The sequence below is a fragment of the Roseivirga thermotolerans genome (assembly GCF_014653175.1).
Taxonomy (GTDB): Bacteria; Bacteroidota; Bacteroidia; order Cytophagales; family Cyclobacteriaceae; genus Roseivirga; species Roseivirga thermotolerans.
On record NZ_BNAG01000001.1, the window covers coordinates 1,224,724 to 1,249,229 of the forward strand.

Here is a 24,506-nt window from a genome sequence, read left to right on the forward strand (position 1 = left end):
TATTAATTTTTTCTTGAATCAGGTAATTTTACCTAAATAATTTTCCAAAATTACCTTAATCTGATTTTCGTCTTCAAACATGCCCATATGCCCAATTTCTGGCAGAATATAACCGTCTATCTTGTCTCTCGCATATATGTGTTCTTCAGAAACCCGGGCGGGAATCCTTATGTCTTCACTCCCTCCTATATAAAGGCAGTGATTCGCTATGTTTTGCCATACTTCAAACCTGTTCTTTCGGTCTCTCATGGCCAGAGTATAAGCCACTATGGTTTCAACTTTCGTATTCACTCCCATGGCATGCACCATGGCAACAGCCTCTTGGCAATAGGCAAGGTTGTTTTTTGCGAATAGACTTGGAGCAAAAGTCTCTATCCACTTTTCATGACCATGCTTGCCAATGAATTCAATTACCCTATTTCTATTGATTTTTCCTTCCTCCGAGTCTGCAAAGGCAGTAGAGTGTACCAAGCCCACACCAGCTATAAGTTTAGAGTACAGCTCGGCCAGGGCCAAACAAACGTAACCTCCAAGCGAGTGGCCAATAAAAACTGCTTTATCAATTTTCTGATCCTCGACCCAGTCGGCCACTGCAGAGGCTACTGACTCCAGGCTCACTGTGGTTTGCCACAATGGCGATTGACCAAAACCTGGCAGGTCTATGGTGTAAACCTTATAATTCTTTGATAGAGTGGGTACAAGGTGCTTCCACATTTCCAGGTTTTCACAGAAACCGTGGATGAGGACAACCGGCAACCCTTCACCTTCAACCTTGAAGTTAATTGCTGGCATAGGAGCTCGTCACCTTTACTCCAAGCATTTGTCTTACGGTGTTGGCAATACCCAGCGGATCGAAACCACATTCAGCGTGCAGTTCGAGTTGAGTGCCATGTTCAACAATTCGGTCGGGGATACCCAAAATTTTGATTTGAGCAGAGTAATTGTTTTGAGCCATAAATTCTAAAATGGCGCTGCCGAAGCCACCCATCACACACCCATCTTCTACCGTAACTACTTTCTTGAAGTTCCTGAAAATATCGTGCAATAGTTCTTCATCCAGAGGCTTAACAAAACGCATATCATAGTGAGCGGGAACAAGGCCCTGCTCAGCCAGCATTTCTTTGGCTTCTACGGCATAGTTGCCCATATGGCCAAGGGTTAAAATGGCCAAATCCTTTCCGTCAGAAATTTTTCGGCCGGTACCAATGGCTATTTTTTCCATGGCCGTGCGCCACTCAGGCATTACACCTTCCCCCCTGGGGTAACGAATAGTAAAGGCCTGTCCTTCGCGCGGAAGCTGAGCCGTGTACATCATGTTGCGAAGTTCGGCCTCATTCATTGGGGCGGCCACAATCATGTTGGGTATGCAGCGCATGTAAGCAATATCATAGGCACCATGGTGTGTGGGGCCATCTGCACCGGCAAAACCGGCTCTATCGAGGCAGAAGTTGACCGGTAAATCCTGAATGCACACATCGTGAATTACCTGATCGTATGCCCGCTGCATAAACGTGCTATATATGTTACAGAAAGGTACCAGTCCTTGCGTAGCCAACCCGGCAGAGAAAGTAACCGCGTGCTGTTCGGCAATTCCTACATCGAACGCCCGATCGGGCATTGCTTTCATCATTATGTTCATGGAAGAACCTGAAGGCATAGCCGGAGTTACCCCCATAATTTTATCGTTCTTTTCGGCCAGTTCTACGAGTGTATGACCAAACACCTCCTGATACTTAGGAGGAGTTGGTTTGTCTTGAACTTTCTTAAAAACCTCACCTGTCACTTTATCGAACTTGCCGGGAGCATGCCAGGTAGTGGCATTTCCTTCTTCGGCCGGTTTGTAGCCTTTTCCCTTTACCGTAACACAATGCAATATTTTCGGACCCGGAATATCCTTCAGGTCATTCAAAACATGGGTTAGGTGGTGTACATCGTGTCCGTCTACCGGTCCAAAATACCTTAAGTTGAGCGACTCAAAAAGATTGCTTTGCTTGAGAAGCAATGCTTTAAGGGAATGTTCTACTTTAGAAATTATGTCTTGGGCACTTTTTCCAAACTTGGAGAACTTGCTCAATATTTTCCACACATCGTCTTTTACCTTGTTGTAGGTGTGGGAGGTTGTCACATCAGTAAGGTAATCTTTGAGTGCCCCCACATTTGGGTCTATCGACATGCAGTTATCATTCAGGATGATAAGTAAATTGGCATTAGTTGAACCCGCATGGTTCATGCCCTCAAATGCCAGACCGCCAGTCATGGCACCATCACCTATAACTGCAATGTGCTGTCGGTTATCGTTCTTGTATTGGTTGGCAATGGCCATACCCAGAGCACCAGATATGGAGGTAGAAGAATGACCTACCCCAAACGTATCGTACTCACTTTCTTTTCTTTTTGGGAAGCCCGAAATACCGTTGTACATCCGGTTGGTATGGAAAATGTCGCGTCTTCCGGTTAATATTTTATGGCCATAGGCCTGGTGCCCAACATCCCAAACCAGCTGATCGATTGGCGTATTGAATACATAATGAATAGCCACCGTCATTTCTACCACCCCCAAACTAGCACCAAAATGGCCTCCATATACAGAGACGTTGTCTATGATGAATTGTCTGAGCTCATCGCATATCTGAACCAGTTGGGCCTGATCCAGTTTTTTTAAGTCTGCGGGAGAATCGATTTTCGAAAGTAGTGGCCCTGGCTTTATCAACATTGCTTAGTTTGAATGTCTAATGAACAAACAGATACTACAAATGTTTTCATCAGACTTTTATAACAAGCCGTAAAATTAAAAATAATTTTTGCTCCATCCGTTCCATTCTGTCAATCTCTATATATTTGATTCAAAAGAAATTATCCGGTGAGTTTCGAAATAAAGCTTCCATTGTTCGAAGGCCCTTTCGACCTGCTGTTGTTTTTTATTCAGCGAGACGAGCTGGATATTCATGATATTCCCATCAATAAAATCACTAAGGACTTTCTGGACTATCTCCATCATTTGGAGCAACTCAACGTTGAAGTAGCCAGTGAGTTTATTTTAGTGGCAGCTACGCTCATGCGTATCAAAGCTAAAATGCTTTTGCCTCGTCCTGTTTTAGACGAAGAAGGCAACGAGGTTGATCCGCGAGAAGAGCTGGTCAGGCATTTGTTGGAGTATAAGAAGTACAAATCGGTAGTAGAAGAGCTGGCCAATATGGAACACACCCGTTCCTTGCAGGAGTCTCGTGGCAACATTGCCAGGGAACTTAAAAAGCTTGCTGAAGGAAATAATGTGGAGGCAGAGCTGCAAGATATTGACCTCTATAAATTACTCAGGGTGTTTCAAAAGGTAATGTCGCGCTATGAATATGAGCAAAGCAAACCGAAGCACGAAGTAGTGCAATATCCCTATTCCATTGCCAAACAGCGCCAGTACATACTGGACCAGTTGGTAGAAATACCGCGACTTTCATTTACACAGCTCATTGAGTTTGAACCCAACAAAATTGCAGTCATATTCAACTTCCTATCCATTTTAGACCTGTTGCAAATGAGGCAAATTACTATGCACCTGGGAGAAGGCTTCAATAATTTCTGGATTGAGCGTTTGGAAGAAGACCTAGTATCGGAGGGGTAGCATGGAGCGGGCCAAGGCGCAAAAAGTTCTCAACCCTAAGAGTGTTTGGTTACCTGTTGTTATTGGCATTTCTATAGTAGTCTTTCTGGCTTATAGAGACGATCAGTTTTCAGGCCGTTCACTTCAATTGTTTTCCGATTTCCGGGTGGCTTTCCTGCTTTTTGTGTTTTTTCTACTGCTTATTAAAGACGGGCTGAATGCTTTTCGTATTCGGCTGCTCTCTCATGGGCAGTTAAATGGGCTTTCGGCCATACGCATTGTGCTGCTTTGGGAGTTTGCCATTGCCGTAACGCCTCCCGTTATTGGTGCAGCTGCTGTTTTGGTTTTCATAGTATACAAGGAAGGTCAGCCATTGGGAAAGGCTCTTGTCTACACCTTGTTGCTGGCCATTCTCGATAATCTTTTTTTTCTAACAGCTTCTCCATTGGCAATTGGGTTGAGCAACGGAGCGGTATTTCCGATCTTAAAAGAAGCTCCGGCTTATTTTGAATCGGGAGTGAGCCGGGTTTTTTGGTTGAGCTATACCTCCATTGCTTTTTATACCTTCTTTATGCTTTCGGCACTTTTATTTTTTCCTGAAACCGTAAAGAAAATACTCACCTACCTAATGACTATCAGGGTTCTGAGGCGCTGGAAGGAGCCAGTTATTCAGCAAAGTGAGGAGTTGGTGTTAGCTTCAAAAGTGCTGAGGGGCCAATCGCCAGCATATTGGGTTAAGTTGCTGGCTGCCACCTATGCCATCTGGATTTTTAAGTTTGCTCTAATAAACGCCTGGGTGAGTGGGTTTAATCAAGTTTCTGTAAACGACCAGCTTCTCATGCTGGGTCGGCATCTCACCATGTGGGTGGTCATGCTGGTATCTCCTTCTCCGGGCAATGCCGGCACAGCCGAGTTCATTTTTCCGGTTTTCTATGAAGATTTTGCGGGGAAGTACACCTTTATTTCCGGCCTGTTATGGCGGCTCACCACTTATTATCCCTACTTAATTGCCGGGGTTTTGCTTATTCCCAAATGGTGGAAAAAATAAAAGCGCCTGAGTGTTTCTCAAGGCGCTTTTAAAACTTGCTTAATGCTTATGCTTAGAATCTCTCAAACTCAGAGAAGAAGAAGTTACCTTCTATGGCTGCGTTTTCGTCAGAGTCAGAGCCATGTACAGCATTTTCGCCAATAGACTTAGCATATAATTTTCTAATTGTTCCTTCAGCAGCTTCGGCTGGATTGGTAGCACCAATAAGGGTTCTGAAGTCGGCCACAGCGTTGTCTTTTTCCAGAATAGCGGCTACAATTGGTCCGGAAGACATGTACTCAACAAGCTCTCCGTAGAATGGTCTTTCGCTATGCACAGCATAGAACTTTCCGGCCAGTTCGGCAGAAAGTCTTGTGTATTTCATAGCGATGATTTTGAAGCCTGCCTCCTCAATCATTTTCAAAATTGCTCCCATGTTACCATCCGCCACAGCATCAGGCTTAATCATTGTAAAGGTTCTGTTACCTGCCATTTTATTTGTCGTAAAATTGTTGCGTTTCAAAATTCGGTCGCAAAAATAGAAGATAATTTCGATTTAAACCCCTTAAGCTACGTTCTTTTAAATTCTTAATAATCAGATAATCAAGGCCTAGCATTGTTTGGTAAAACAATTCTTGTCAAATTTGCCCTCCTTTCAAAGGCCCTTAGGGTTGTTGATTGCATGCAAGACATCAAAGAACTTCAAAATAAATTAGCCAAACCCTCTAAAGTCGTCATTACAACCCATGATAAGCCAGATGCTGATGCACTGGGCTCTTCACTGGGAATGGCCAACTACTTGCTCAAGCTTGGGCATGAGGTTACGGTAATTACCCCTTCAGATTATCCGGCTTTTCTTCACTGGATGAAAGGTAACGATAAGGTGAAGATTTTTACGGAAGAAGATCCTAACGACTGCCGGCAGTGGATCGAAGAGGCCGCCCTTATTTTCTGTCTCGATTTTTCAGTACTGAGCCGAATCAACGAATTGGGTGAGATGGTTAGAGCGGCCAGCGGCTATAAAGTAAATGTAGACCACCACCTGGATCCGGAAGATTTTGCCGATTTTAGGTATTGGAGTACCCAGGCCGCTGCTACTTGCGAACTTTGCTACCAACTTATTGTAGACCTGGGCCATAATAACCTCATCGATAAAGACATTGCCGAATGTTTGTATGCCGGTATTATGACCGACACAGGAGGTTTTAGGCACCCAAACACAACCAAAAATGTACATGAGGTTGTAGCAAAGCTTATTGAGAAAGGAGCCGATAACAGTAGAGTAGCTAAAAACATATATGACAGAAACTCCCTGAACAGGTTGCGTTTTATAGGCTATGCCCTCAGTGAAAACATGCAGGTGTTGCCCGAGTATCGAGTGGCCTATTTTGCCATTACTGAAGAGGAATTGGCCAGATACGAATCGAAAACCGGTGATACCGAAGGGCTGGTAAATTATGCCCTGTCCATAGAAGGAGTTACATTGGCGGGCCTCTTTAAGGAGGCCGATGGCAAAGTGAAAATATCTCTCCGCTCCATTGGAGACTTCCCGGCCAATGAACTAGCCGCAAAATATTTTAATGGTGGAGGCCATAAAAATGCGGCCGGAGGAAGGGTAGAAAAAAGCCTTTCCGAAACCATCGAATACTTTAAAAGCATACTTCCGGAGTATGCCAACCAACTAGAAGACGAATACAAGAAACTATGAGAAATATGAAGAAATATCTTCCTGCGGTTGCCCTTGCGGTAGCCTTGATGGGCTGTGACAGCACACCAAAATACGTTGAGCTTGAATCTGGCCTGAAATTTAGAAAATTGGTGAAGGGCGATACCACCAAAGCCCAACCTACCGATGTAATGAATGTGGTAATGACCCACGTAGAGGGCGATTCAGTGCTCTATGATTCCGGCTCCGATCCAGGCTATTTTGTGAATCCAAGCGTAGGGTTGCCGCCCAACTTGCAAGAGGCTTTTTTACTTTGTAGCAAGGGAGATAGCGTTCAGATTGAAATGCCTTACACCGAGTATGCCACAATGACCGGCAGGCCGGTGGGAGCTGCAGACAGCTCGAAAGTTGTTACCTGGAATATTAAAGTACGCGAAATAGAAAATGAACAGGTGGTAATAGACCGACTGGTAGGCGAGCAGTTGGAGAAAGACAAAGTAAAAATCAACGAATACCTCGTTAACAATAATTTAGAAGCTACTGAAACAGAAGAAGGTGTTTCGGTAGTAACTTTGAAAAAAGGAAATGGAAAGTACCCGGCTTCGGGCGATAAAGTGGGAGTGAATTACGTTTTACGCCTGTTAGACGGTACTATTATTGACACCAGTTATGAGGAACTAGCTAAAGAAAATGGTCTGTATAATCCAAACAGAGATTATGCACCCTATTCTTTTACTTTAGGTAACAGAGAAGTGATTCAAGGCTGGGATGTGGCCATTCCTAATGTGGATCAGGGAGGAAAAGCCAGGCTCTTAATTCCTTCTAAGTTAGGTTATGGCTCAAGAAATACAGGAGGACCAATACCTCCTAATTCCGTTTTGGTTTTCGATGTTGAAGTAGTTGAATTGAACAAATGATGAAAGTAAGGTTTTTGTTAATGGTGTTGTTCGTTGCCCTGATGGGTTGCGATGGTGAAGAGGTTTTTGACGAGGCGCAACAATTGGCCATTGATAGAAAGCTCATTGAAGACTACCTGGCCGAAAATAATATTGTAGCTCAGGAGGTTGGTGAAACCGGAATCATGTATGTGATTCATCAGGCCGGTTCAGGGCCCAAAGCCGCTTTTGCCAACTCAGTTTTCACCCATTACAGAGGTTATTTGCTCGATGGCACCGAGTTCGATACTTCCTCAGGTCGGGGCGTTTTCGATTTTGTGATTGGAGCCGGACAGGTAATAAGAGGATGGGAGTTAGGTTTTCAGGAACTAAACAAAGGGGCTAGTGCCACATTGTTTATTCCTTCTAAATATGGCTATGGTTCTACCCGTCAGGGTTCTATTCCACCTAACTCCGTATTGCTTTTCGATGTAGACGTGGTAGACATTCGCTAATAATAGCAGCAATGCAAATTTGCTTTACCACCAATAACCAACACAAGCTCCAAGAAGTAAAAGCCATGCTTGGCGATAGCATCAAACTGCTGTCGCTGAGCGATATTGGCTTTGAAGGAGAAATTCCTGAAACCCACGAAACCCTGGAGGAAAATTCGTTGGAGAAAGCCCGGTATATTTTCGATCGGTTTGGTACAGCCATTTTCTCTGATGACTCAGGCTTGGAAGTAGATGTGCTAAATGGTAGGCCGGGCGTCCATACGGCCCACTACTCGGGTAGCCGCCATGCCGTAGACAATATGACCAAGGTGCTAAACGAAATGGGAGATACCTCCAATAGAGCCGCGCGTTTCAGAACTGTAATGACCTACATTAACTCTCAGGGAGAAGTTCATCAGTTTCAGGGTATTGTGGAAGGAACCATTGCTGCAAAAATAGCGGGTTCCGATGGTTTCGGATATGATCCCATTTTTATACCCAATGGGTACAACAAAACTTTTGCAGAATTGCCGGCAGAGGTTAAAAATAGTATCAGTCATAGAAAAAGAGCCCTAGACAAGCTTATTCAGTTTCTTAATCAATAAACATTTTCAGTTCCTTTCTAACTTTGCACGATGGAAAAGCCCTACATCATTGGTATTTCAGGCGGAAGCGGTTCAGGGAAAACACTCTTTCTCAACGAACTTAAAAAGTGTTTTGATGCCAAATCGGTAACCTGCATTTCACAAGACGACTACTACATGCCACGTGAGTATCAGTTGGTAGATAAAAATGGTCAGCACAACTTCGACAGGCCCGAGTCCATAGACCATGAGCACTTTGCCAGCGACCTCAAAGCTCTGAGTGAAGGCAAAGAAGTGGAGAAGGAAGAATATACCTTCAACAATCCGAGCATTGTGCCCAAGAAGATTATTCGAAGACCGGCTCCTGTTATTCTCGTAGAAGGCATATTCATTTTTCATTACAAAAAAGTGGCCGAATTGCTCAATCTGAAAGTGTTCATTGATGCTAAAGACTATATTAAGCTTCAGAGAAGACTTAAGAGAGACAGGGAAGAGAGAGGATACGATGCAGACGATGTGTTGTATAAATATGAGAACCATATAATGCCCTCTTTCCAAAAGTATATAGCCCCTTACAAAGAAACGGCAGACCTGATAGTGCCAAACAATACGGACTTTCAGAATGCTTTAGATGTACTAAAGGCTGTAATAACCTCAAAAATACCGGTTAAAGCCTAGGATTTTCGGTGCATTTGCTACATTTGTGACCCAATATGAGAAAAAAGGCTACATCCATGAACAAACTAAAACATACCCTGGTGTTTCTGCTAGGCTTGTTTGTGGCTGTTTTTGTGGTAGCCCAGGAGGTGCTGGAGATTCCGTGTGAAGAATCGAACGAAAAACAGGAGCAAGCCGAAGGAGAAGATTCTCAAGAGGTGGTCTATGAATATACCTGCGATGCCCTTTTACCGGCCAGCGGTGTTCATATAGAACCCTTTGAGGCCATACTTATTGCGGAAATAGGTTTTGAGATTACCGAGGAGCCACACCCGCTAGTGAGTGTTCCCTTATGTAATTCGCCTTATTACAAGACCCTATTCAGGCAAATAATATCGCCTAACGCGCCATAGGGAAAAGCCCTTTTTCCCTGATAGAACCCAACGGTTCACCTTTATTATTACTCCAATTTTTGCAAAACATACTATTAACATGAAGAATAAGAATACCATTGTATTTCTGACGCTCGTAATTACAGCACTCTGTCTGTATTACTTGTCAATCACCTTCTTTTCGAGGGGTATTCAGGCCGATGCCATAGAATATGCCAAGAATGAGCAAGGCGTTATCGATCAAAGTAAAAAACAAGCCTACCTGGATTCCATTTGGTTAGAGCCTGTTTTGAATCTGTTAGGTGCCGAGTTTACCTACAAAGAAATTAAAGAACAAGAACTCAATCTGGGGCTCGACTTGCAGGGAGGTATGCATGTAACCCTGGAGGTTTCTCCGGTAGAAATTATTAAAGGATTGGCCGGAAACAGCCAGGACGCTAACTTTCTGCGAGCACTGGAACTGGCCACAGAGCGCCAGCGTAACAGCCAGGCACCATTTACGCAGTTGTTTCAGAATGCCTACAACGAAGTAAACCCTGACGGGCGCTTGAGCAGAATTTTTGCCAATGCGGCCAACCGAGGAAAAATTAGCTTTGAGTCTACCAATGCAGAAGTAATGCAAGTGATTGAAGAAGAGGTAGACCAGGCCATAGATAGGGCTTTCCAGATTTTGAGAACCAGAGTAGACCGCTTTGGTACGTCTCAGCCTAATATTCAGAGAATTCAGGGTACAGGTAGAATTCAGATTGAACTACCGGGAGTAGATAACCCTGCTAGGGTAAGAAAACTGCTTCAAGGTGTGGCTAAGCTCGAATTCTGGGAAGTGTACCGTGAAAATGAGATACTGCCAACACTCAACGCCATAAATGAAGAGGCATTAAAGATTGAGAAGCTTAGCAACAGCAATAGCCTCAATACAGAAATTAACACTGCCGCCAAAGAAGGTGAAACACCTAATTCACTGGAGGCTAAAATAGCTCAAACAGATAGTGCCAAAACAGACTCAACTAGCCTCGATGCTGCTACCTCCGGTTTATCTAAGTTTTTTAGTCTTAGAAGACAAGGCCCTTACCAGGGATTTTTCTATAATCTGGCGGATACGTCTCAGATTAACAGAATTCTTAAGCATGAGCGCATAAAGCGTGTTATTCCTGCCAATCTGGACTTTAAATGGGGAGTAAAACCGGTTGAAGAAACTGAGCTTCTTATTCTATATCCCATCAAAGTATCGCGTGGAGAGGCTCCTCTAACCGGAGAAGTAATAACCGATGCCAGACAAACTTTAGATGAAAGAGCACGACCTGCAGTAAGCATGCAAATGAATACGGTGGGTGCAAAAAAATGGAAAAACATAACCGGCCAGAACATTAACCGACAAATCGCCATTGTACTGGACAACTATGTATATACGGCTCCAAATGTAACTGGAGAGATACCAAACGGCAGCTCTTCGATTTCAGGAAACTTTACTCAAGAAGAGGCAGAAGATTTGGCCAATATTCTCAAGGCCGGTTCTTTACCAGCACCAACCCGAATTGTGGAAGAAGCGGTAGTAGGACCAACTTTAGGTAAGGAAGCCCAGCGTCAGGGAGTTACCTCTATAGTAGCTGGTCTTTTGATAGTGATTGTGTTCATGATCTTCTATTATGCCAAAGGAGGTATTGTAGCCAATGTGGCTCTCTTGTTCAACATCTTCTTTATTCTGGGTATTCTGGCCAATATTGGCTCTGCTCTTACCCTTCCGGGTATTGCAGGTATAGTACTTACCATCGGTATGTCTATCGATGCCAACGTACTGATCTTTGAAAGAATAAGAGAAGAACTAAGAAACGGTATTCCGTTGCTTCAAGCCATAAGTTCAGGTTATCAAAAAGCTTATAGCTCTATTATAGATGCCAACGTAACCACTTTGCTTACCGGTGCAATTCTTTACTTCTTAGGTCAGGGGCCTGTGAAAGGATTTGCCATTACCCTGATAATAGGTATCATTTGCTCATTCTTCTCAGCGGTATTTATTACCAGAGTAATTGTTACCTGGATGACCAAGAAAGGAAATGACAGCAATATTTCGTTCGAGACCCCACTTTCAAGAGGTTGGTTGTCCAATATCAACCTGGACTTCCTTGGCAAAAGAAGAATGGCCTACATTGTTTCTGCGGTGGTAATTACTTTGGGTATTTCTGCCCTCTTTACCAGTGGTCTAAGACTTGGGGTAGACTTTAAGGGAGGTCGTTCTTATGTGGTTGAGTTCGATGAGCCCATGGTGGCTTCAGATATTAAAAGTGCTCTTTCTTCGGGCGTGTTTACTGAGGCCGGTGTGGAGGTGAAAACCTATGATGCCAGCAACGTGCTTAAGATTACCACCTCTTATCTGGTAGACGAAGAGTCTACTGAAGCGGATAATCAGGTTAAAGATGCCCTAACCCAAGGTATTGAAAACGCTACCGGAAAAACCTTTGTGGATGGTACGGTAGATCTCAGCGAAGGCCAGTTTACTATTGGAGCTTCATCTAAAGTTGGAGCAACCATTGCCGATGACATCAAGAAGTCTTCGTTCGAAGCCTTCGGGTTGTCCATTCTGGCCATATTCGTTTACATTCTGGCCCGATTTAGAAGATGGCAGTTCTCGTTAGGTGCCATTTTGGCTCTGATTCACGATGCCACAATTGTACTTTCTGCATTTGCTATTGCAGGTTGGTTTGGTCTGAGCTTTGAAATCGACCAGGTATTCATCGCATCCCTGTTAACCATTATTGGTTACTCCATCAACGATACGGTGGTTGTATTCGACAGGATCCGTGAAAACCTTCAACTTAAGGGAGGGAAAGACCTGATCGGAACCTTCAATATGTCTATCAATTCTACCATCAGCCGTACACTCATTACTTCTATGACAACCCTCATTGTGGTATTGGTGCTATTGATTTTTGGTGGTGAGGTATTGAGAGGATTCTCGTTTGCCTTGTTGGTGGGTATATTAGTAGGTACTTATTCTTCAGTTTTCATTGCCACCCCAACAGTGGTAGACTTAACGAAGAAAACACTTACCGCAGCTGCCGATAAAGAGCAGGCAAGTGCCAGAGCCAAAGCTGCCGCCAAGGCTGAAGCTTCAGCACAGCAAGGATAATATCAACAGAGGGGCTTTGGCCCCTCTTGTTTTAAGCTATAAAAAAGGCTACCCCACAACTCTAATCCGGAAAGGGTATGTGTTAACCAACATACCGCTTCGGGAATAAAGTGACGGAGGTAGCCTTCTTGTTTTGAAAAATGAGAGCTATTCTCCAAATAGTTCTAGCCATGCCGCTTGCACAGCCCTCGACTGATTCCCCTTCCATTCCGGAGCTCCCGGTATCTCATTGGCTTGAGCCAGTTCTTCTTTTGTCTTTCCGTTGGCTTTCCCTTTCTTCACAAAACTTAGTACCTGGGCCAGATAGTTCTGAAAAGCTTTGAGGTCTTCTCTGTTGCCGGTTATTTCATAGCCCTCTCCGGAGTGGCCATAAACAAACAAAGTGTCTGCATCGAAGGTGTTGTAGGCTTTTTCAAGCACCTGTTGCCAGTTGGCTATGTCGGCTCCTGCCGATTTATCGATGTAAGGCACCCGTCTGTTAAACAATAAGTCTCCGGTGTGTACAATGTTTGCATTTTCAAAATGTACAAACGAATCACCGTTAGTGTGTCCTGCGCCAAAATAATGGAGAGCTATGCGTTCACCACCTACCCTTTCTCTGTGCACACCACTCTTATACGTAGTATTGGGTAATAGCTGGCCATCTAGTCCACCGCGGGCTTCAGCAGTAGTTTTCTGGTTGAGCATAGAGTTTTCATGGGCCACCACTTTGTTCACCAAGCCCTTAAAGGCAATGTTGCCGGCTGTGTGATCGCCATGGTGATGCGTGTTTACCAGAAGGTCTATCTTCCGCTCCGATTGTTTTTTAATCTCATCAATAAGGTGTTGCGATTGATCGGGGAACTGAGAGTCTACCACAGCTATTCCTTCACTACTGATCATGTAGGCAATAGTTCCGCCCCTTTCCGTAAAAATGCCCACATTGTTGCGGAGTACCTTCATTTGATATCCGTTTTGAAACAAGAGCTTTACCAGAGGCGAAGAAAGGCTAAGGCCGGCAGTGCTAATAATGGATTTTTGAATAAAGTGTCGTCTGCTAATCATGGGATTCAATTTGTATGAAATTACACGGTTCGTTTTCCAAGTACCAACCACTTATGTAATTGAAAGTTTAGATACGGCCTGTGTTGGGCGTTTTTTGGTATTTTGGGCGACTAAATTTCAACTCATGAAGCAAATACTGATTGTTCTTCTCGTTTCATTAACACTTTCCCTTCAGGGGCAAGAATGGCCCAGGGAGTTGCTTACTCACCCCGAACTGACAGCCTACCGCGAAACCTCCAGCTATGAACAGGTGATGGGCGTGGTAAAGGCCGCCATAAAAGATAGCCCATATGCTCACCTCATTTCTATGGGGCAGTCTAAAGAAGGAAAAGATATTCCCGTTGTAGTAATGGCCAACCCGAAAGTGACTTCGGCTGAAGAAGCAAAAGCTACCGGAAAGCCTATAATTTATGTTCAGGGCAATATTCACTCCGGTGAGGTGGAAGGCAAAGAAGCTCTGCAGGTACTGTTGCGCGAAATATTAAAAGGAGAGCGTAGCTATTTGCTCGACAATCAGATATTGCTTTTTGCACCCATTTACAATACCGATAGCAACGATAAAATGGAACAGGGCAGAAGACCTTCTCAGGAAGATAGCCCCGTAAAAGTAGGGATTAGGGCCAATAGCCAGGGTTGGGATCTCAATCGCGATGGAATGAAGGCTGAGGCATTGGAAACACAAGGTCTTTTTCAGAACATAATTGTTCCGTGGGACCCCGCCCTGTTTGTAGACTTACACACCACCAATGGTGTGTGGCATGGATACTCCCTCACCTGGGCACCTAGTTATCATACGGCCGGAGAGAAAGCACCATTTGATTATACCTGGAATAAAATTCTGCCTGATGTAACAGATAGAGTACTTAAAGATTATGGCATTTACCTTGGGCCATATGGCTACTTTTATACCCGAAGTGAAGGCTGGCCCATAAAGTCTATTTATACCTACAACCACCATCCGCGTTATCTGGTCAACCAGTTTGGTTTGCGGAATCGAATGGCCATACTCAGCGAAGCATTCGCTCATGAGCGCCTTTATCAGCGAATGGCCAGCACTTACGCCTTTGTGCGCGAAATTTTGGAATATACCCACAAACACGGCCGCGAAATACTGGAAGTGAACAAGACAGCAGAAGAGGCTGCCATTCGTTTGGTTAAGGAACAAGCAGGAAAGGTTAAAAAGGGAGTTCGGTTTGAAATGGTAGCCATGGAAGAACCCATAGACGAGTATAGAATATACAACCACGCCAAAACCACCAATGCTCAAGGACAGGAACAATACATTCGTTTGCCCGAAATTATTACCCTCAAAAATGTAGAAAATCACAGTGCATTCAATGCCACCGTTACTGCCACGCTTCCCAGGGGTTATGTAATACCCAAAGAAATGGGGCACATAGCCGCACATTTACAAATGCTGGGAGCAAAAGTAGATACCCTTACCCGAAATAGCCGGGCCACGGGCGAAGTATTTACTGCCACTGGGTTGGAGTTGGCCAATCGTCCTTTTGAAGGCCACAACATGGCTACGCTAGAAGGTTCATTTAGTAGCCAAACCCGCAGATTTAGCAAGGGCGATTTTTACATAGATCTGGCACAGCCACTGGCCAATCTTATTTTCTACCTTATGGAGCCTCAGTCAGACGATGGCCTGGTCACCTGGAATTTCTTCGATGCTTATTTTGAAAAGCAGAATATTGCGGAAAAACCGGTAGAATATCCCATTTTTAAGTACTTCGAACTAAAGTAAACTATGAAAAAGAGACACCTTACCCTAATGTTGGGGGCCTGCATACTTTCACTAGGAGCATGTGCCCAAAAGACCGACCTGGAAAAAACCCTGGAAACGGTCAGTCAGCAAACTATAAAAGATCACATTTACTACCTCGCGTCCGATGAAATGCGTGGTAGAGACACTGGGTCTGAAGAAATTTTGAAGGCGGCCGACTATCTGGCCAAACAGTTCGAAACTTATGGTGCAAAGCCGGTTCCAGGAGCCGATGGCTACTTTCAGCCGGTGCCGCTGCGTATGAAAACGCCTGCTACTTCGGCTTCTTTGGAGTTTAGCAATAAGTCTTTTGAACTTAATAAAGACTTTCTGATTGTAGACGGTCAAAGTGCTGAGGTAGAAGGAGAGGTAGTGTACCTCAATTATGCCTTTGAAGAAGATTATACCAATGCCGATGTGAAGGGTAAGATTGTATTTGCCAAAGCTGGCGATGGAAAGGTGTCTAGCCGTCAAGAGATACTACGCCTTAGTCGGGAGAAGTACGAAATCGCCAGAGCCAACGGAGCTCTGGGGTTGGTGGAGTTTTATAGTTCGCCCTCTACTCCATGGGAGCAGCTGGGTTTCCTTTTCAATAGGGTCAATATTAGCCTCGATAGTTTCGAAGATAAGGCAGAGATAATTCCACACCTGTGGTTGAAAGACCTGGACAATGCCAACCAACGGTTTATGATGACCAAGAGTATAAAACGTGCTTCAATTGGCATTGAAGGAATGAAAAATGAGCTTACCAAAGATAAAAACGTGGTGGCCATGGTAGAAGGAACAGACCCCGAACTGAAGGATGAATACATCATGTTCTCGGCCCATTACGACCACGTGGGTGTAGGACGACCCAACGAAGAAGGAGACTCCATTTATAACGGTACCAGAGACAATGCCATTGGTACAGTCACTGTGCTTTCAGCTGCTGAAAATATTGCCCGGTACCCCATGAAGCGCAGTGCTTTATTCGTGTTGTTTACGGCCGAAGAGAAAGGGCTAGTGGGTAGCCGATACCTGGCCAACAATCCAATTATTCCTAATGAGCAAATTGTATTCTGCTGGAATAGTGATAATGGCGGGTATAATGATACCACCATTTCTACCATTATTGGTCTGGAAAGAACCACTGCGGCTCAGTATATTAAAGATGCTAATGTGGCATTTGGACTCACGGCCATCGATGATCCGGCTGGGGAACAAGGGCTTTTCGATAGATCTGATAATGTGAGTTTTGCCCGTAAGGGAATTCCAGCCCCCACGTATAGCCTGGGCTTTAGAGCCTTCGATGCAGAGATTATGAAGTACTACCACCAACCGGGAGACAACCCCAACACGGTGGATTATGACTACCTGGAGAAGTTTTTTAAGAGTTACGTGTATGCTTCGCGCCTGATAGGCAACGCTGCCGAAACACCTTTCTGGTTGCCCGGTGATAAGTACTACGAGACGGGACTTGAACTGTACGGAAGGGATAACTAGGGTTTATAACCCCTGCGCGCAAGCCCCAATGATAAATGGAGGCTGTCTTAAAAGCTAGTTAGCGTTACCCTAAACTTGCCTGCCTGTCGGTAGACAAGTTTAGGGTGATGAGTTTTGATGCTTTTGAGACAGCCTCTTTTTTGGAGCAACTTGTTGATCTTGGGCTCAAACGTCCATTCTAATGAAGGAATTGTCAGGCTAGTTTACTGTGCAGATGTCTCGGCTTCGCTCGACATGGAAAAGGGAGGTGGAGCCTGATTCTGTACATTCTTCCAGATGCTCTGAACAACTCCAATTTTTATCCTGACGAAGGAAGGAGCTGCAGAGATAGTTTGCCTTGTAGATGTCTCGGCTTCGCTCGACATGGAAAAAGAGGGGTGGAGCCTGATTCTGTAAATTCTTCCAGATGCTCTGAACAACTCCAATTTCTATTCTGACGAAGGAAGGAGTTGCAAAGCTAGTTTGCTATGTAGATGTCTCGGCTTCGCTCGACATGGGAAAAGGAAGAAGATTTGAACCCCTATTCTTTACCCTGCTTACTCTGAAACTTCTCCTTTAAATATTTGTATCGGTACCAGCCAAACGCTACCCCCGCGGGTATAGCAATAATCAGGTTAATTAGGTTCTTTTCCGGCTCCATAGGTTTGGTATCGTCAAAATATGGAATACCAATATAAATGATCAGCCACACGGCCAGCATGAAAATAACGCCTTTAACGGCCCAGTTATACTTGCGCATCTTTGTTTACAATTTGGTGAATTAAGCGAAGGCCATCCAGTGTTAAATGTCGTTTTACTTCATCGAACCGCTGATGGAGGGGATGCAATATAGACGAAAGACCTCCGGTGGCTACTACCTTCGTTTTTTGGCCCAATTCTGCATGAATTTTATCGAGCATTCCTTCAACCATGCTCACATAGCCCCAAAGCACTCCCGACTGAATGGCATGTATGGTGTCTGTACCCAGTACTGAGTCAGGCAATTCTAAAGGTACTTCAGGCAGTTGAGCAGTATTGCCCACCAGTGCCTTGATAGCAGTTTTTAATCCGGGAGCAATGTTAACCCCCTGAATGAGTCCGTCTGCCCCCACTATGGTAAAAGTAAGCGCGGTACCAAAATCTACGATCACAATATCTTGTTTGTACAGCACATGACCGGCTACTGCGTTGGCTATTAGGTCTGTGCCAATCTGGTACGGCCTTTTAGTGCGAACAGGTAAATACTCATAAATCTTTGGCCCAACGAACAGCGGCTCGCGCTTAATAAGCGGTTTAGAAAACTCAGAGAGAATATCATTGAGTTGTGGAACCACCGAAGAAATCACAATACCATCAACCTCTTCGAGTTTAAGGTTTGCCTCAAGAAAATTGAGCCTGAGAAACATTTCGTACTCAATCTGATTCTTAACAGGCACGGTGTTAAATCGCCATTCATGGATCCACTCTCCCTCTTTGTAAATACCAAATACTATGTTGGTGTTACCTGCGTCTATAGCTAAAAGCATCTTTTCAATTTGACATTCAAGCTTTGGGGCTTAAAGTTGCCCAAAACTTTCAAGCTTTAAACATTATACAAACTAATCGATAAACTTTGGCGGGTGTTGCTCATCGTACTCAGTGGCCTCCTGATATGCTCTGGCCACTGCCAGAATGGTTGCTTCATCGAATAAGTTGCCTATAAACGATATACTCGTAGGGCTGCCATTGGTGTTGTATCCATTTTTGAGTACCACACACGGGTGCCCTGTCAGGTTAGTGGTGAGCAGTTGACTTCCTCCAAAGCTTGGAGTCACTATTACATCGTAATTTTTCATTAGCTGATTTACTTTTTCTATCAGCTCGTATCGTGCCCTGTTAGCATTGATGTAATCTACGGCAGAAGTGAAACGCGCTGAGCGAAACAGGTTGGGCCATGCTCCGGCATTTTGTCTAACTAACAGTGTGTCCTGATCAGAGCGGGTGAGTGCATCGAAAGCTGCTGCAGCTTCGGCTGTTAATATGGCTTGCATTCCACTGAAAGGCATGTCTGAAACCCATTCTACCGGCTCTAAATTGGCTCCTAACGACCGCAATACCTCCAGTGTTTGGTCATCGTTTTCTTTTTGACTGCCTCTCCCATTTTCAAAATAGTCTTTGAGATAACCAATCTTAAGCTGGCTTAAATCTACTCTGCCTTTAAAATTGAAGGGATGATCTTCCACCGTAAGGTCTATTCCATCTGTTCCGCGAATGGCTTCAAAAACCAGAGCACAGTCAAGAGCGGTTCTGGCCATAGGGCCAATTTTGTCCATGGTCCAGCTTAGAGCCATAGCTCCTGCCCGACTCACACGGCCAAAGGTTGGTCGAAGTCCGGTAACACCATTTCGGGTTGAAGGCGAAACAATGGAGCCTAGTGTTTCTGTACCAAGAGCAAACGGAACCAGCCCCGCAGCCGTACTTGATCCTGAGCCTGCGCTCGATCCGCTGGAGCCCTGTTCTAAATTCCAGGGGTTTTTTGTGGTGCCTCCATACCAGACATCGCCCATGGCCAAGGCTCCCAGGGTAAGCTTTGCCACTAGCACGGCCCCGGCCTCATCGAGCTTCTTTACCACTGTAGCCAGTTCATCGCCCCTGTACTGATCTTTAAAAGGGCCAGCACCCCAGGTGGTTTTGTATTCAGGAACAGCCAGTAAATCTTTTGCTCCGTAAGGAATGCCATGCAGTGGTCCCAAATAAGTGCCGTTTTTGAGAAGTTCATCGGCTTTTCGTGCCTGTGCCATGGCGCGTTCTTCGGTAACGGTAATTACCGACTGTAGAGTGTCTCCATACTTCTTTAACCGTTCAATGAAAAACTCTGTAAGCTCTACACTGCTAATTTTTCGCTCCCTTATTAGTACCGATAGTTCAGCCACGGTGTAAAAAGCCAGATCGTTTCGGTTGGCCGGCAAATCTACTTTTTCAGGTAATTGCCAACGCAGTGTTTCCTGTCTGGAGGCAATGGCTTTGCCTGTTTGTTGAGGCTTGAACCAAACAGCGGGAGGGGTGCTGTTGTCTAGTTCATAGGCGTGTAGCTCTTGTATTCCATTGAGGTTGCGGTTCACATTGGGCAAAAGCTGTTCTATTTCATTATCTGTAAAGTTCAGGTTCAGTATTTTCTGTGCAGCTTTAATGTCTTCTGCCACAATGGGGCTGTCTTGAGCCACTTTATAGCCGGCAAAGAAACTTAGGCCTACAACGGCTATAGTGCCCAATGCCTTGTGGCTTGTAAGAAATGAGAAGCGGTTTTTCATAGGTTAGAAGGTTAAGCTTAATATTGTAGCGGCTTATCGCAATAAGTCTTCAACAATAAGAATGGACATAAGTTATATAATCGATGGAAACACCACAAAGATTATTTCCACACTGGATGAGAGGCCTGCTTCTGGCTGCAGCAGCGTATAATATTTTATGGGGAGTGTTTATTGGATGGTTCCCTCAAACCTTTTTTCAATGGGTGGCCGAAACCGAAGCGGTGGCACCTTCTATTATTCGTTGGCAGGGTAGAGGTGTTTTGGCTATGGCACTGGTATATCTTTTATGTGCCATACACCCCGGCAAACTTTGGTTTTTGGCGGCTTTTGGTGCCCTTACCAAATTACTGGGAGCCTTGTGGTTCTATCAGGTGGTATTGGAGCAATTCTTAGGTAAAAAGGCCTTGTTTCATCTCATTATGAATGATCTGGTTTGGGTGCCATTGCTCTTCTGGATTTCCATTAGAGCCTATCAATACAAAAAAGAGAAAACATGAAAGAACGCTTTACCAGACTGTTTGAATATAACTTATGGGCCAATGGTCAGTTGGCAGAATCGCTGAGGGTGAATCCCATAGAAAACGATAAAGTGCTTAAGCTTACCAGTCATTTGGCCAATGCGCAGGTTATTTGGTTAGATAGGGTTCAGAGGCAATCGTCTACGGTTGGTGTTTGGGATGAGTACTCTCAAAAAGAAACCCTTGAGTTGTTGGAAAGATCGAGTCAGGATTGGCTAGACTTTCTCTACTCTGCCGAAGATTTGGAAAAGGTTATTGAATATAAAAACTCAAAAGGGCAAACCTATGAGTCGCGTATCGAAGACATTCTGAACCATGTGGTAAATCATGGTACCCACCATAGAGCTCAGGTAATGCTCTTGCTGAGACAAGAAAATATAGACCCGCCCTCGTTAGACTTTATCTTCTACGTGCGCAGCTAGAAGAAGATAAACTTCTTGCGCTTATAAATAGGGGTGCGCTGCTTTCTTACCATTGCACTTCCCACACGCGAACTTCCAAAACAATAAGGCTTTCTGGCGTTGGCTTTCAGCTGGCTGATGGAGATGCTAAAGAAAAAACCGGCCGAGGTTTTCTCTTTCTTAAAGAGTGTTTCTAAGGTATGAGTGCCAATGGTGAATGGTCCATAACGAGCTGCCAGCCCCACTTCGGTATCGTTGCTAAAGTTGTACATTATGGGAAGGTACACTCCATAAAGCCCCGTTTCGTAACGAGGTGTTAGCATAAGGTGATTGATATACGATACTCGAAAGTCTGCCGGCATAGCCCAACTCAAATCGGCCAAAGCAGCTGCATTAAAGTAAAAATTGTTGCCAAAGTTGTAATCGTAATTGAGTCGCAGGGCGGTTGGTAAACTCACAGTGTATGTGCCTGTAACATCGGTAGTGGTTAAGTAATTTTCAAGACTATTGCGAAAGGCTCTAAAGCTTGTCACTCCGGTGAACAAGCTGTTGAAGTCGGCACTGTTTGCATTGGGATTAAGTCCGGTTGTTGCAAAAGAAGCTGAGCCATAGTCCATGGTCATTGTGCCTATGTCGGTGATGCTGGCACTTACTCTGAATTCATAAGTAATGTCGGGGTGTAGGCTTGTGCCGGAGGCACTCTTGGGGTCGGCTCTAAAGGCAACCCGTTCATAAACCAGACCTATGTCTGCCCCGCTCAGTTTATAACCTGTGCCTTGGGGAGGAATGCGCATGGCATTAGTTCCGTCAAAAGGTTCATAACCGTCAAGGTTGGCAGAGTAGCCCGCGCGTAGGTTAAATCGGTTTACGTCCAGTCTACCATCCGCCAATACATCATAGTCTGCACGTTCTAAAACTGCCCAGGCATGGCCCATGGGGTTTACTGCCTTAAGAGTAACACCCAGTTTTATGCGATTCACCCCGTCATCTCTGAGTAAGCCTCCATAAGTAAAGGCCAGTTCTTGCCATGTGGCCGAAGAAAAATTCAATTGTTCATTCAGGTAAGTTCGCCCGGTGTATTCAGGTGAGTTGAATCGGTTGATTTGTGCAACAAAATTGGGCGATATTTCGGTGCCGTTCATTACGCTTCTCACATTGTAACGAATACCCACGCCTCGCTTGCGGCTCAACGAAAGCAATACAGAAAGTCCGCCAAGACTGGCGTTTCCTTTCACATATTTTGTTTCGGTATCATCGAACCGAATAAGCCGAATGGCTCCTTCGGAGTTTTTAGCAGTGTGGGCAATGTTGTTGGCGAGGTATATATTGCCATTCACCAGATTAAAATCGTATTTGTAAGGCGAGTTGGCTACTGAAGCAGGCTGCTCCCCCAAGCCCAATACTCCCGAGAAATCTGAAGTAAAAAAGCCATTGAACTGTTGAGCCGAGAGCCTTTGAAAACAAAAGGTTGTTGATAAACAGAGACTTATGATCAGGCTAAAATGTCGCACTTACCGGTTGGTTTGACCAAAAATAAGCGATGAAAACTAAATTTTTTTTCATTCTCAACGCATTTGGCATTTGTGAATCTTTAACGACTAAAACAACAGGGTCTTCTCTCTAACACCAAATAAAATTCCACTAAATAAGAAATGTTACATATTTTCTATTTATGGGTAAGTTTAGTTATTGTCTTTAAAATGCATAAAAATGTATGTCAACGACCATATTTTTTGTACGAAATGCGTTTTTCTGTATCTTTGTAGCACTTTCACTTACCACCTAGAGAACTCCTTCTCGCAGTAAAACTTCCCTTAGACTACTTTTCCAAACAACCTGAATCGAACTAGCGACTACGCTTTGGCGTGCGCTCATAAGTATTTTTCCTACGCCCTGATATCAGGGTGACAAGTAGGTGTTTTACGATCGAACTAAGTAAAATACCCAAAATGAATGACCAGTAAATCGCTCTCATTATAGCGAGCCTTTACAGGGAATTTTAGGCTGTTATGGAACGCACCTTACAGCCGCTTGAACATCGCCCTGATGACCAGTCAACAGGGTTAACGATGAACAAGAAATTGCTTAGTAGCGCATTCCTTTTAGTGCTGATCGGCATTGTGTCGATTGTACCCATATCCCTTTTTGCCAACAACAACTTAGATCGACTCCTATCCCGCGAAGCTGCAGCTGAAGATATTGAGCTTTATTTCAGTATAATTGATCAGCAGCATGGGAATCCATACCAATACATTTCCCGAAAGGAATTCAGACAATTGGTCGATGAAACCATTGCCCGCTTGCCTGAGTCCATCCCCTACAAAGAGTTTGACGTGTTGCTCACGCAGCTCAACAATAAAATCAGATGTGGCCACACTGTGGTAAGCCTAGACACTGACTTCTTAAAGAGTGCCACTAACCTTGCTCAGTTTTTTCCTTACCCGGTAAGAATTATTGAGGGCAGGTATTTCATCGATTTTGAAGATGGCGATCTACCCCTTGGGTCTGAGCTTATTTCAATTAATGAGCAGGCTATTGCGGGCATGACCGAGCAACTCAGTGCACTTACCGTGACAGACGGCTTTAGTTCAACCAAGCCCATTAGAGAAATTGAAAGCCGTTTTGGCTACTACTTCTTTTTAAAGTATGGAGCTGCCAGTAGTTTCATGGTTACATATAAAACGCCCAATGGTTCTATACACCAAGCCGAAATTGCGGCTATAGAGGGAAATCGTATGCTGGCCAATAATTACTACAGACCGGTGTACAAACAACATGAGAGATACTATCACTTTACACATTTAGATGCGATCGACTCCCTTCAGACATTGGTGCTCACCCTAAATACGTTCCAGGCTAACCCTGACTGGTTCTATGAGAAACTGGCATCGCGATACAACGAGGAGACCAAAGAGTTCGACTTTGAAAACCTAGTGATCGATTTACGATTGAATGAGGGGGGCGATCGCAGAATATTAAACTTCCTTTATGAATTTATTGGAGGAGGTCAGCTAAACGATCCGTCAAAAACGGTGGTTAGAAACCAAGATATTGCCCTGGCAGACTATCTGGTGGGTATTAACGGGTCTAATAGTTCGGCTGAAGTGATTGCCAAGGCCGATGCTTACCTGAAGCAGCATTTTACCAATGCCACCGAAAAAGGCTTTGAAGGTGAGGTTCAAAACTGGCACAATACCTTCGACCTTGGTATTCACTGGAAAGGAACGGCATTTAAAGGGCAAATTTATGTGCTTACTTCAGGCAAAACCTTTTCTGCGGCTGCAGACCTTGCCCGAATTTTGAGCGATATGCCCAATGTTACGCTGGTTGGCGAAGAAACAGGCGGTGGTCATAAAGCCCGTACGGCCAACATGCTGCTCAATTATAGCCTGCCCAATACCGGAGTAAACTTGCAGGTGCCTGTCATATATGAGGAATTCCTGAACGTTTCTAATCAGTCTACTGGCCGCGGTACTTTCCCCGATCATTTGGTAACCCAAACTTATGAAGACTTGCTGGCCAAAAAAGATACGGCCTTCGAGTTCACCCTTCAACTAATAGGCCAGCGAAGCTCGTTCGGCACGAATTAGTCAGAAACATTTTCCTG

The 24,506-nt window shown here is 44.5% G+C and carries 22 protein-coding genes; 14 read left to right on the forward strand and 8 right to left on the reverse strand.

Annotation, left to right across the window (positions count from 1 at the left end; genetic code table 11):
* Nucleotides 1-18 precede the first annotated feature (18 nt).
* A complete protein-coding gene (locus IE164_RS05285) occupies nucleotides 19-792 on the reverse strand; it encodes an alpha/beta fold hydrolase (RefSeq protein ID WP_189629130.1) in 774 nt (257 codons plus the stop codon).
* The gene (gene dxs, locus IE164_RS05290) at nucleotides 779-2,713 is read right to left on the reverse strand and encodes a 1-deoxy-D-xylulose-5-phosphate synthase (RefSeq protein ID WP_189629131.1); all 1,935 of its coding nucleotides are present in this window, start codon (nucleotides 2,711-2,713) and stop codon (nucleotides 779-781) included. The genes IE164_RS05285 and dxs overlap by 14 nt, the downstream gene beginning before the upstream one ends.
* 147 nt (nucleotides 2,714-2,860) lie before the next feature.
* On the opposite strand from dxs, the gene IE164_RS05295 reads away from it, so the two are divergent.
* Nucleotides 2,861-3,616, forward strand: a complete 756-nt coding sequence (locus IE164_RS05295; RefSeq protein WP_189629132.1) for a segregation and condensation protein A — start codon at nucleotides 2,861-2,863, stop codon at nucleotides 3,614-3,616.
* A 1-nt stretch (nucleotide 3,617) separates the two neighbouring features.
* Complete coding sequence (locus IE164_RS05300; protein WP_189629133.1) at nucleotides 3,618-4,643, forward strand: lysylphosphatidylglycerol synthase transmembrane domain-containing protein; 1,026 nt, start codon at nucleotides 3,618-3,620, stop codon at nucleotides 4,641-4,643.
* 52 nt (nucleotides 4,644-4,695) lie between these two features.
* Here IE164_RS05300 and IE164_RS05305 read toward each other — a convergent pair whose 3' ends face one another.
* A complete protein-coding gene (locus tag IE164_RS05305) occupies nucleotides 4,696-5,115 on the reverse strand; it encodes a nucleoside-diphosphate kinase (RefSeq protein WP_189629134.1) in 420 nt (139 codons plus the stop codon).
* Between the two features lie 189 nt (nucleotides 5,116-5,304).
* On the opposite strand from IE164_RS05305, the gene IE164_RS05310 reads away from it, so the two are divergent.
* The 7 genes from IE164_RS05310 (at nucleotide 5,305) to secDF (ending at nucleotide 12,417) form a co-directional block, all read left to right on the forward strand.
* Nucleotides 5,305-6,330, forward strand: coding sequence for a DHH family phosphoesterase (locus tag IE164_RS05310; RefSeq protein ID WP_189629135.1), 1,026 nt, complete (start codon nucleotides 5,305-5,307; stop codon nucleotides 6,328-6,330).
* A 5-nt stretch (nucleotides 6,331-6,335) separates the two neighbouring features.
* Complete coding sequence (locus tag IE164_RS05315; RefSeq protein WP_189629136.1) at nucleotides 6,336-7,205, forward strand: FKBP-type peptidyl-prolyl cis-trans isomerase; 870 nt, start codon at nucleotides 6,336-6,338, stop codon at nucleotides 7,203-7,205.
* Entirely contained in the window at nucleotides 7,202-7,678 is a 477-nt protein-coding gene (locus tag IE164_RS05320; protein WP_229838530.1) for an FKBP-type peptidyl-prolyl cis-trans isomerase, read from the forward strand. Before IE164_RS05315 ends, IE164_RS05320 begins: the two co-directional genes overlap by 4 nt.
* Before the next feature lie 11 nt (nucleotides 7,679-7,689).
* Nucleotides 7,690-8,262: an RdgB/HAM1 family non-canonical purine NTP pyrophosphatase gene (rdgB, locus tag IE164_RS05325; RefSeq protein ID WP_189629138.1), complete on the forward strand. Its 573-nt coding sequence runs from the start codon at nucleotides 7,690-7,692 to the stop codon at nucleotides 8,260-8,262.
* Nucleotides 8,263-8,292: 30 nt separating this feature from the next.
* Nucleotides 8,293-8,919 carry a uridine kinase gene (gene udk / locus IE164_RS05330; RefSeq protein ID WP_189629139.1) on the forward strand — a complete coding sequence of 209 codons (627 nt, stop codon included), beginning with the start codon at nucleotides 8,293-8,295 and terminating at the stop codon, nucleotides 8,917-8,919.
* Nucleotides 8,920-8,975: 56 nt separating this feature from the next.
* Nucleotides 8,976-9,311: a hypothetical protein gene (locus tag IE164_RS05335; RefSeq protein WP_189629140.1), complete on the forward strand. Its 336-nt coding sequence runs from the start codon at nucleotides 8,976-8,978 to the stop codon at nucleotides 9,309-9,311.
* 79 nt (nucleotides 9,312-9,390) lie between these two features.
* On the forward strand, nucleotides 9,391-12,417 hold the full coding sequence (gene secDF / locus IE164_RS05340) for a protein translocase subunit SecDF (protein ID WP_189629141.1): 3,027 nt from the start codon (nucleotides 9,391-9,393) through the stop codon (nucleotides 12,415-12,417).
* 147 nt (nucleotides 12,418-12,564) lie between these two features.
* On the opposite strand, the gene IE164_RS05345 is transcribed toward secDF, so the two are convergent.
* The gene (locus IE164_RS05345) at nucleotides 12,565-13,461 is read right to left on the reverse strand and encodes an MBL fold metallo-hydrolase (protein WP_229838531.1); all 897 of its coding nucleotides are present in this window, start codon (nucleotides 13,459-13,461) and stop codon (nucleotides 12,565-12,567) included.
* Nucleotides 13,462-13,585: 124 nt separating this feature from the next.
* Here IE164_RS05345 and IE164_RS05350 point away from each other — a divergent pair, with 124 nt between their 5' ends.
* Together IE164_RS05350 and IE164_RS05355 are read left to right on the forward strand one after the other, a co-directional pair.
* On the forward strand, nucleotides 13,586-15,211 hold the full coding sequence (locus IE164_RS05350) for a M14 family metallopeptidase (protein ID WP_189629142.1): 1,626 nt from the start codon (nucleotides 13,586-13,588) through the stop codon (nucleotides 15,209-15,211).
* Nucleotides 15,212-15,214: 3 nt separating this feature from the next.
* On the forward strand, nucleotides 15,215-16,711 hold the full coding sequence (locus IE164_RS05355; protein ID WP_189629143.1) for a M28 family peptidase: 1,497 nt from the start codon (nucleotides 15,215-15,217) through the stop codon (nucleotides 16,709-16,711).
* A 520-nt stretch (nucleotides 16,712-17,231) separates the two neighbouring features.
* Here IE164_RS05355 and IE164_RS05360 read toward each other — a convergent pair.
* From IE164_RS05360 to IE164_RS05370, 3 genes are all read right to left on the reverse strand, one after another.
* Complete coding sequence (locus IE164_RS05360; protein WP_189629144.1) at nucleotides 17,232-17,450, reverse strand: hypothetical protein; 219 nt, start codon at nucleotides 17,448-17,450, stop codon at nucleotides 17,232-17,234.
* Entirely contained in the window at nucleotides 17,437-18,216 is a 780-nt protein-coding gene (locus tag IE164_RS05365) for a type III pantothenate kinase (protein WP_189629145.1), read from the reverse strand. Before IE164_RS05365 ends, IE164_RS05360 begins: the two co-directional genes overlap by 14 nt.
* A gap of 72 nt (nucleotides 18,217-18,288) precedes the next feature.
* Entirely contained in the window at nucleotides 18,289-19,980 is a 1,692-nt protein-coding gene (locus IE164_RS05370; RefSeq protein ID WP_189629146.1) for an amidase, read from the reverse strand.
* An 83-nt stretch (nucleotides 19,981-20,063) separates the two neighbouring features.
* Here IE164_RS05370 and IE164_RS05375 point away from each other — a divergent pair, with 83 nt between their 5' ends.
* Complete coding sequence (locus tag IE164_RS05375; RefSeq protein WP_189629147.1) at nucleotides 20,064-20,477, forward strand: hypothetical protein; 414 nt, start codon at nucleotides 20,064-20,066, stop codon at nucleotides 20,475-20,477.
* A complete protein-coding gene (locus IE164_RS05380; protein WP_189629148.1) occupies nucleotides 20,474-20,920 on the forward strand; it encodes a DinB family protein in 447 nt (148 codons plus the stop codon). The genes IE164_RS05375 and IE164_RS05380 overlap by 4 nt, the downstream gene beginning before the upstream one ends.
* Here the strand turns inward: IE164_RS05380 and IE164_RS05385 are convergent.
* The gene (locus tag IE164_RS05385; protein ID WP_189629149.1) at nucleotides 20,917-22,410 is read right to left on the reverse strand and encodes a DUF5723 family protein; all 1,494 of its coding nucleotides are present in this window, start codon (nucleotides 22,408-22,410) and stop codon (nucleotides 20,917-20,919) included. The two genes, IE164_RS05380 and IE164_RS05385, sit on opposite strands and share 4 nt — an antisense overlap.
* Before the next feature lie 558 nt (nucleotides 22,411-22,968).
* Between IE164_RS05385 and IE164_RS05390 the strand changes: the two genes are divergently transcribed.
* Nucleotides 22,969-24,489 (forward strand): S41 family peptidase, encoded by a 1,521-nt coding sequence (locus tag IE164_RS05390; RefSeq protein ID WP_189629150.1) that lies wholly within the window; start codon nucleotides 22,969-22,971, stop codon nucleotides 24,487-24,489.
* Nucleotides 24,490-24,506 lie beyond the last annotated feature (17 nt).

Excerpts from the sequence above, each read along its gene's own strand:
- IE164_RS05285 (WP_189629130.1), bottom strand. The coding sequence starts at position 792 with ATGCCAGCAATTAACTTCAAGGTTGAAGGTGAAGGGTTGCCGGTTGTC.
- dxs (WP_189629131.1), bottom strand. The coding sequence starts at position 2,713 with ATGTTGATAAAGCCAGGGCCACTACTTTCGAAAATCGATTCTCCCGCA.
- IE164_RS05300 (WP_189629133.1), top strand. The coding sequence starts at position 3,618 with ATGGAGCGGGCCAAGGCGCAAAAAGTTCTCAACCCTAAGAGTGTTTGG.
- IE164_RS05305 (WP_189629134.1), bottom strand. The coding sequence starts at position 5,115 with ATGGCAGGTAACAGAACCTTTACAATGATTAAGCCTGATGCTGTGGCG.
- IE164_RS05310 (WP_189629135.1), top strand. The coding sequence starts at position 5,305 with ATGCAAGACATCAAAGAACTTCAAAATAAATTAGCCAAACCCTCTAAA.
- IE164_RS05315 (WP_189629136.1), top strand. The coding sequence starts at position 6,336 with ATGAAGAAATATCTTCCTGCGGTTGCCCTTGCGGTAGCCTTGATGGGC.
- IE164_RS05320 (WP_229838530.1), top strand. The coding sequence starts at position 7,202 with ATGATGAAAGTAAGGTTTTTGTTAATGGTGTTGTTCGTTGCCCTGATG.
- rdgB (WP_189629138.1), top strand. The coding sequence starts at position 7,690 with ATGCAAATTTGCTTTACCACCAATAACCAACACAAGCTCCAAGAAGTA.
- udk (WP_189629139.1), top strand. The coding sequence starts at position 8,293 with ATGGAAAAGCCCTACATCATTGGTATTTCAGGCGGAAGCGGTTCAGGG.
- IE164_RS05335 (WP_189629140.1), top strand. The coding sequence starts at position 8,976 with ATGAACAAACTAAAACATACCCTGGTGTTTCTGCTAGGCTTGTTTGTG.
- secDF (WP_189629141.1), top strand. The coding sequence starts at position 9,391 with ATGAAGAATAAGAATACCATTGTATTTCTGACGCTCGTAATTACAGCA.
- IE164_RS05345 (WP_229838531.1), bottom strand. The coding sequence starts at position 13,461 with ATGATTAGCAGACGACACTTTATTCAAAAATCCATTATTAGCACTGCC.
- IE164_RS05350 (WP_189629142.1), top strand. The coding sequence starts at position 13,586 with ATGAAGCAAATACTGATTGTTCTTCTCGTTTCATTAACACTTTCCCTT.
- IE164_RS05355 (WP_189629143.1), top strand. The coding sequence starts at position 15,215 with ATGAAAAAGAGACACCTTACCCTAATGTTGGGGGCCTGCATACTTTCA.
- IE164_RS05360 (WP_189629144.1), bottom strand. The coding sequence starts at position 17,450 with ATGCGCAAGTATAACTGGGCCGTTAAAGGCGTTATTTTCATGCTGGCC.
- IE164_RS05365 (WP_189629145.1), bottom strand. The coding sequence starts at position 18,216 with ATGCTTTTAGCTATAGACGCAGGTAACACCAACATAGTATTTGGTATT.
- IE164_RS05370 (WP_189629146.1), bottom strand. The coding sequence starts at position 19,980 with ATGAAAAACCGCTTCTCATTTCTTACAAGCCACAAGGCATTGGGCACT.
- IE164_RS05375 (WP_189629147.1), top strand. The coding sequence starts at position 20,064 with ATGGAAACACCACAAAGATTATTTCCACACTGGATGAGAGGCCTGCTT.
- IE164_RS05380 (WP_189629148.1), top strand. The coding sequence starts at position 20,474 with ATGAAAGAACGCTTTACCAGACTGTTTGAATATAACTTATGGGCCAAT.
- IE164_RS05390 (WP_189629150.1), top strand. The coding sequence starts at position 22,969 with ATGAACAAGAAATTGCTTAGTAGCGCATTCCTTTTAGTGCTGATCGGC.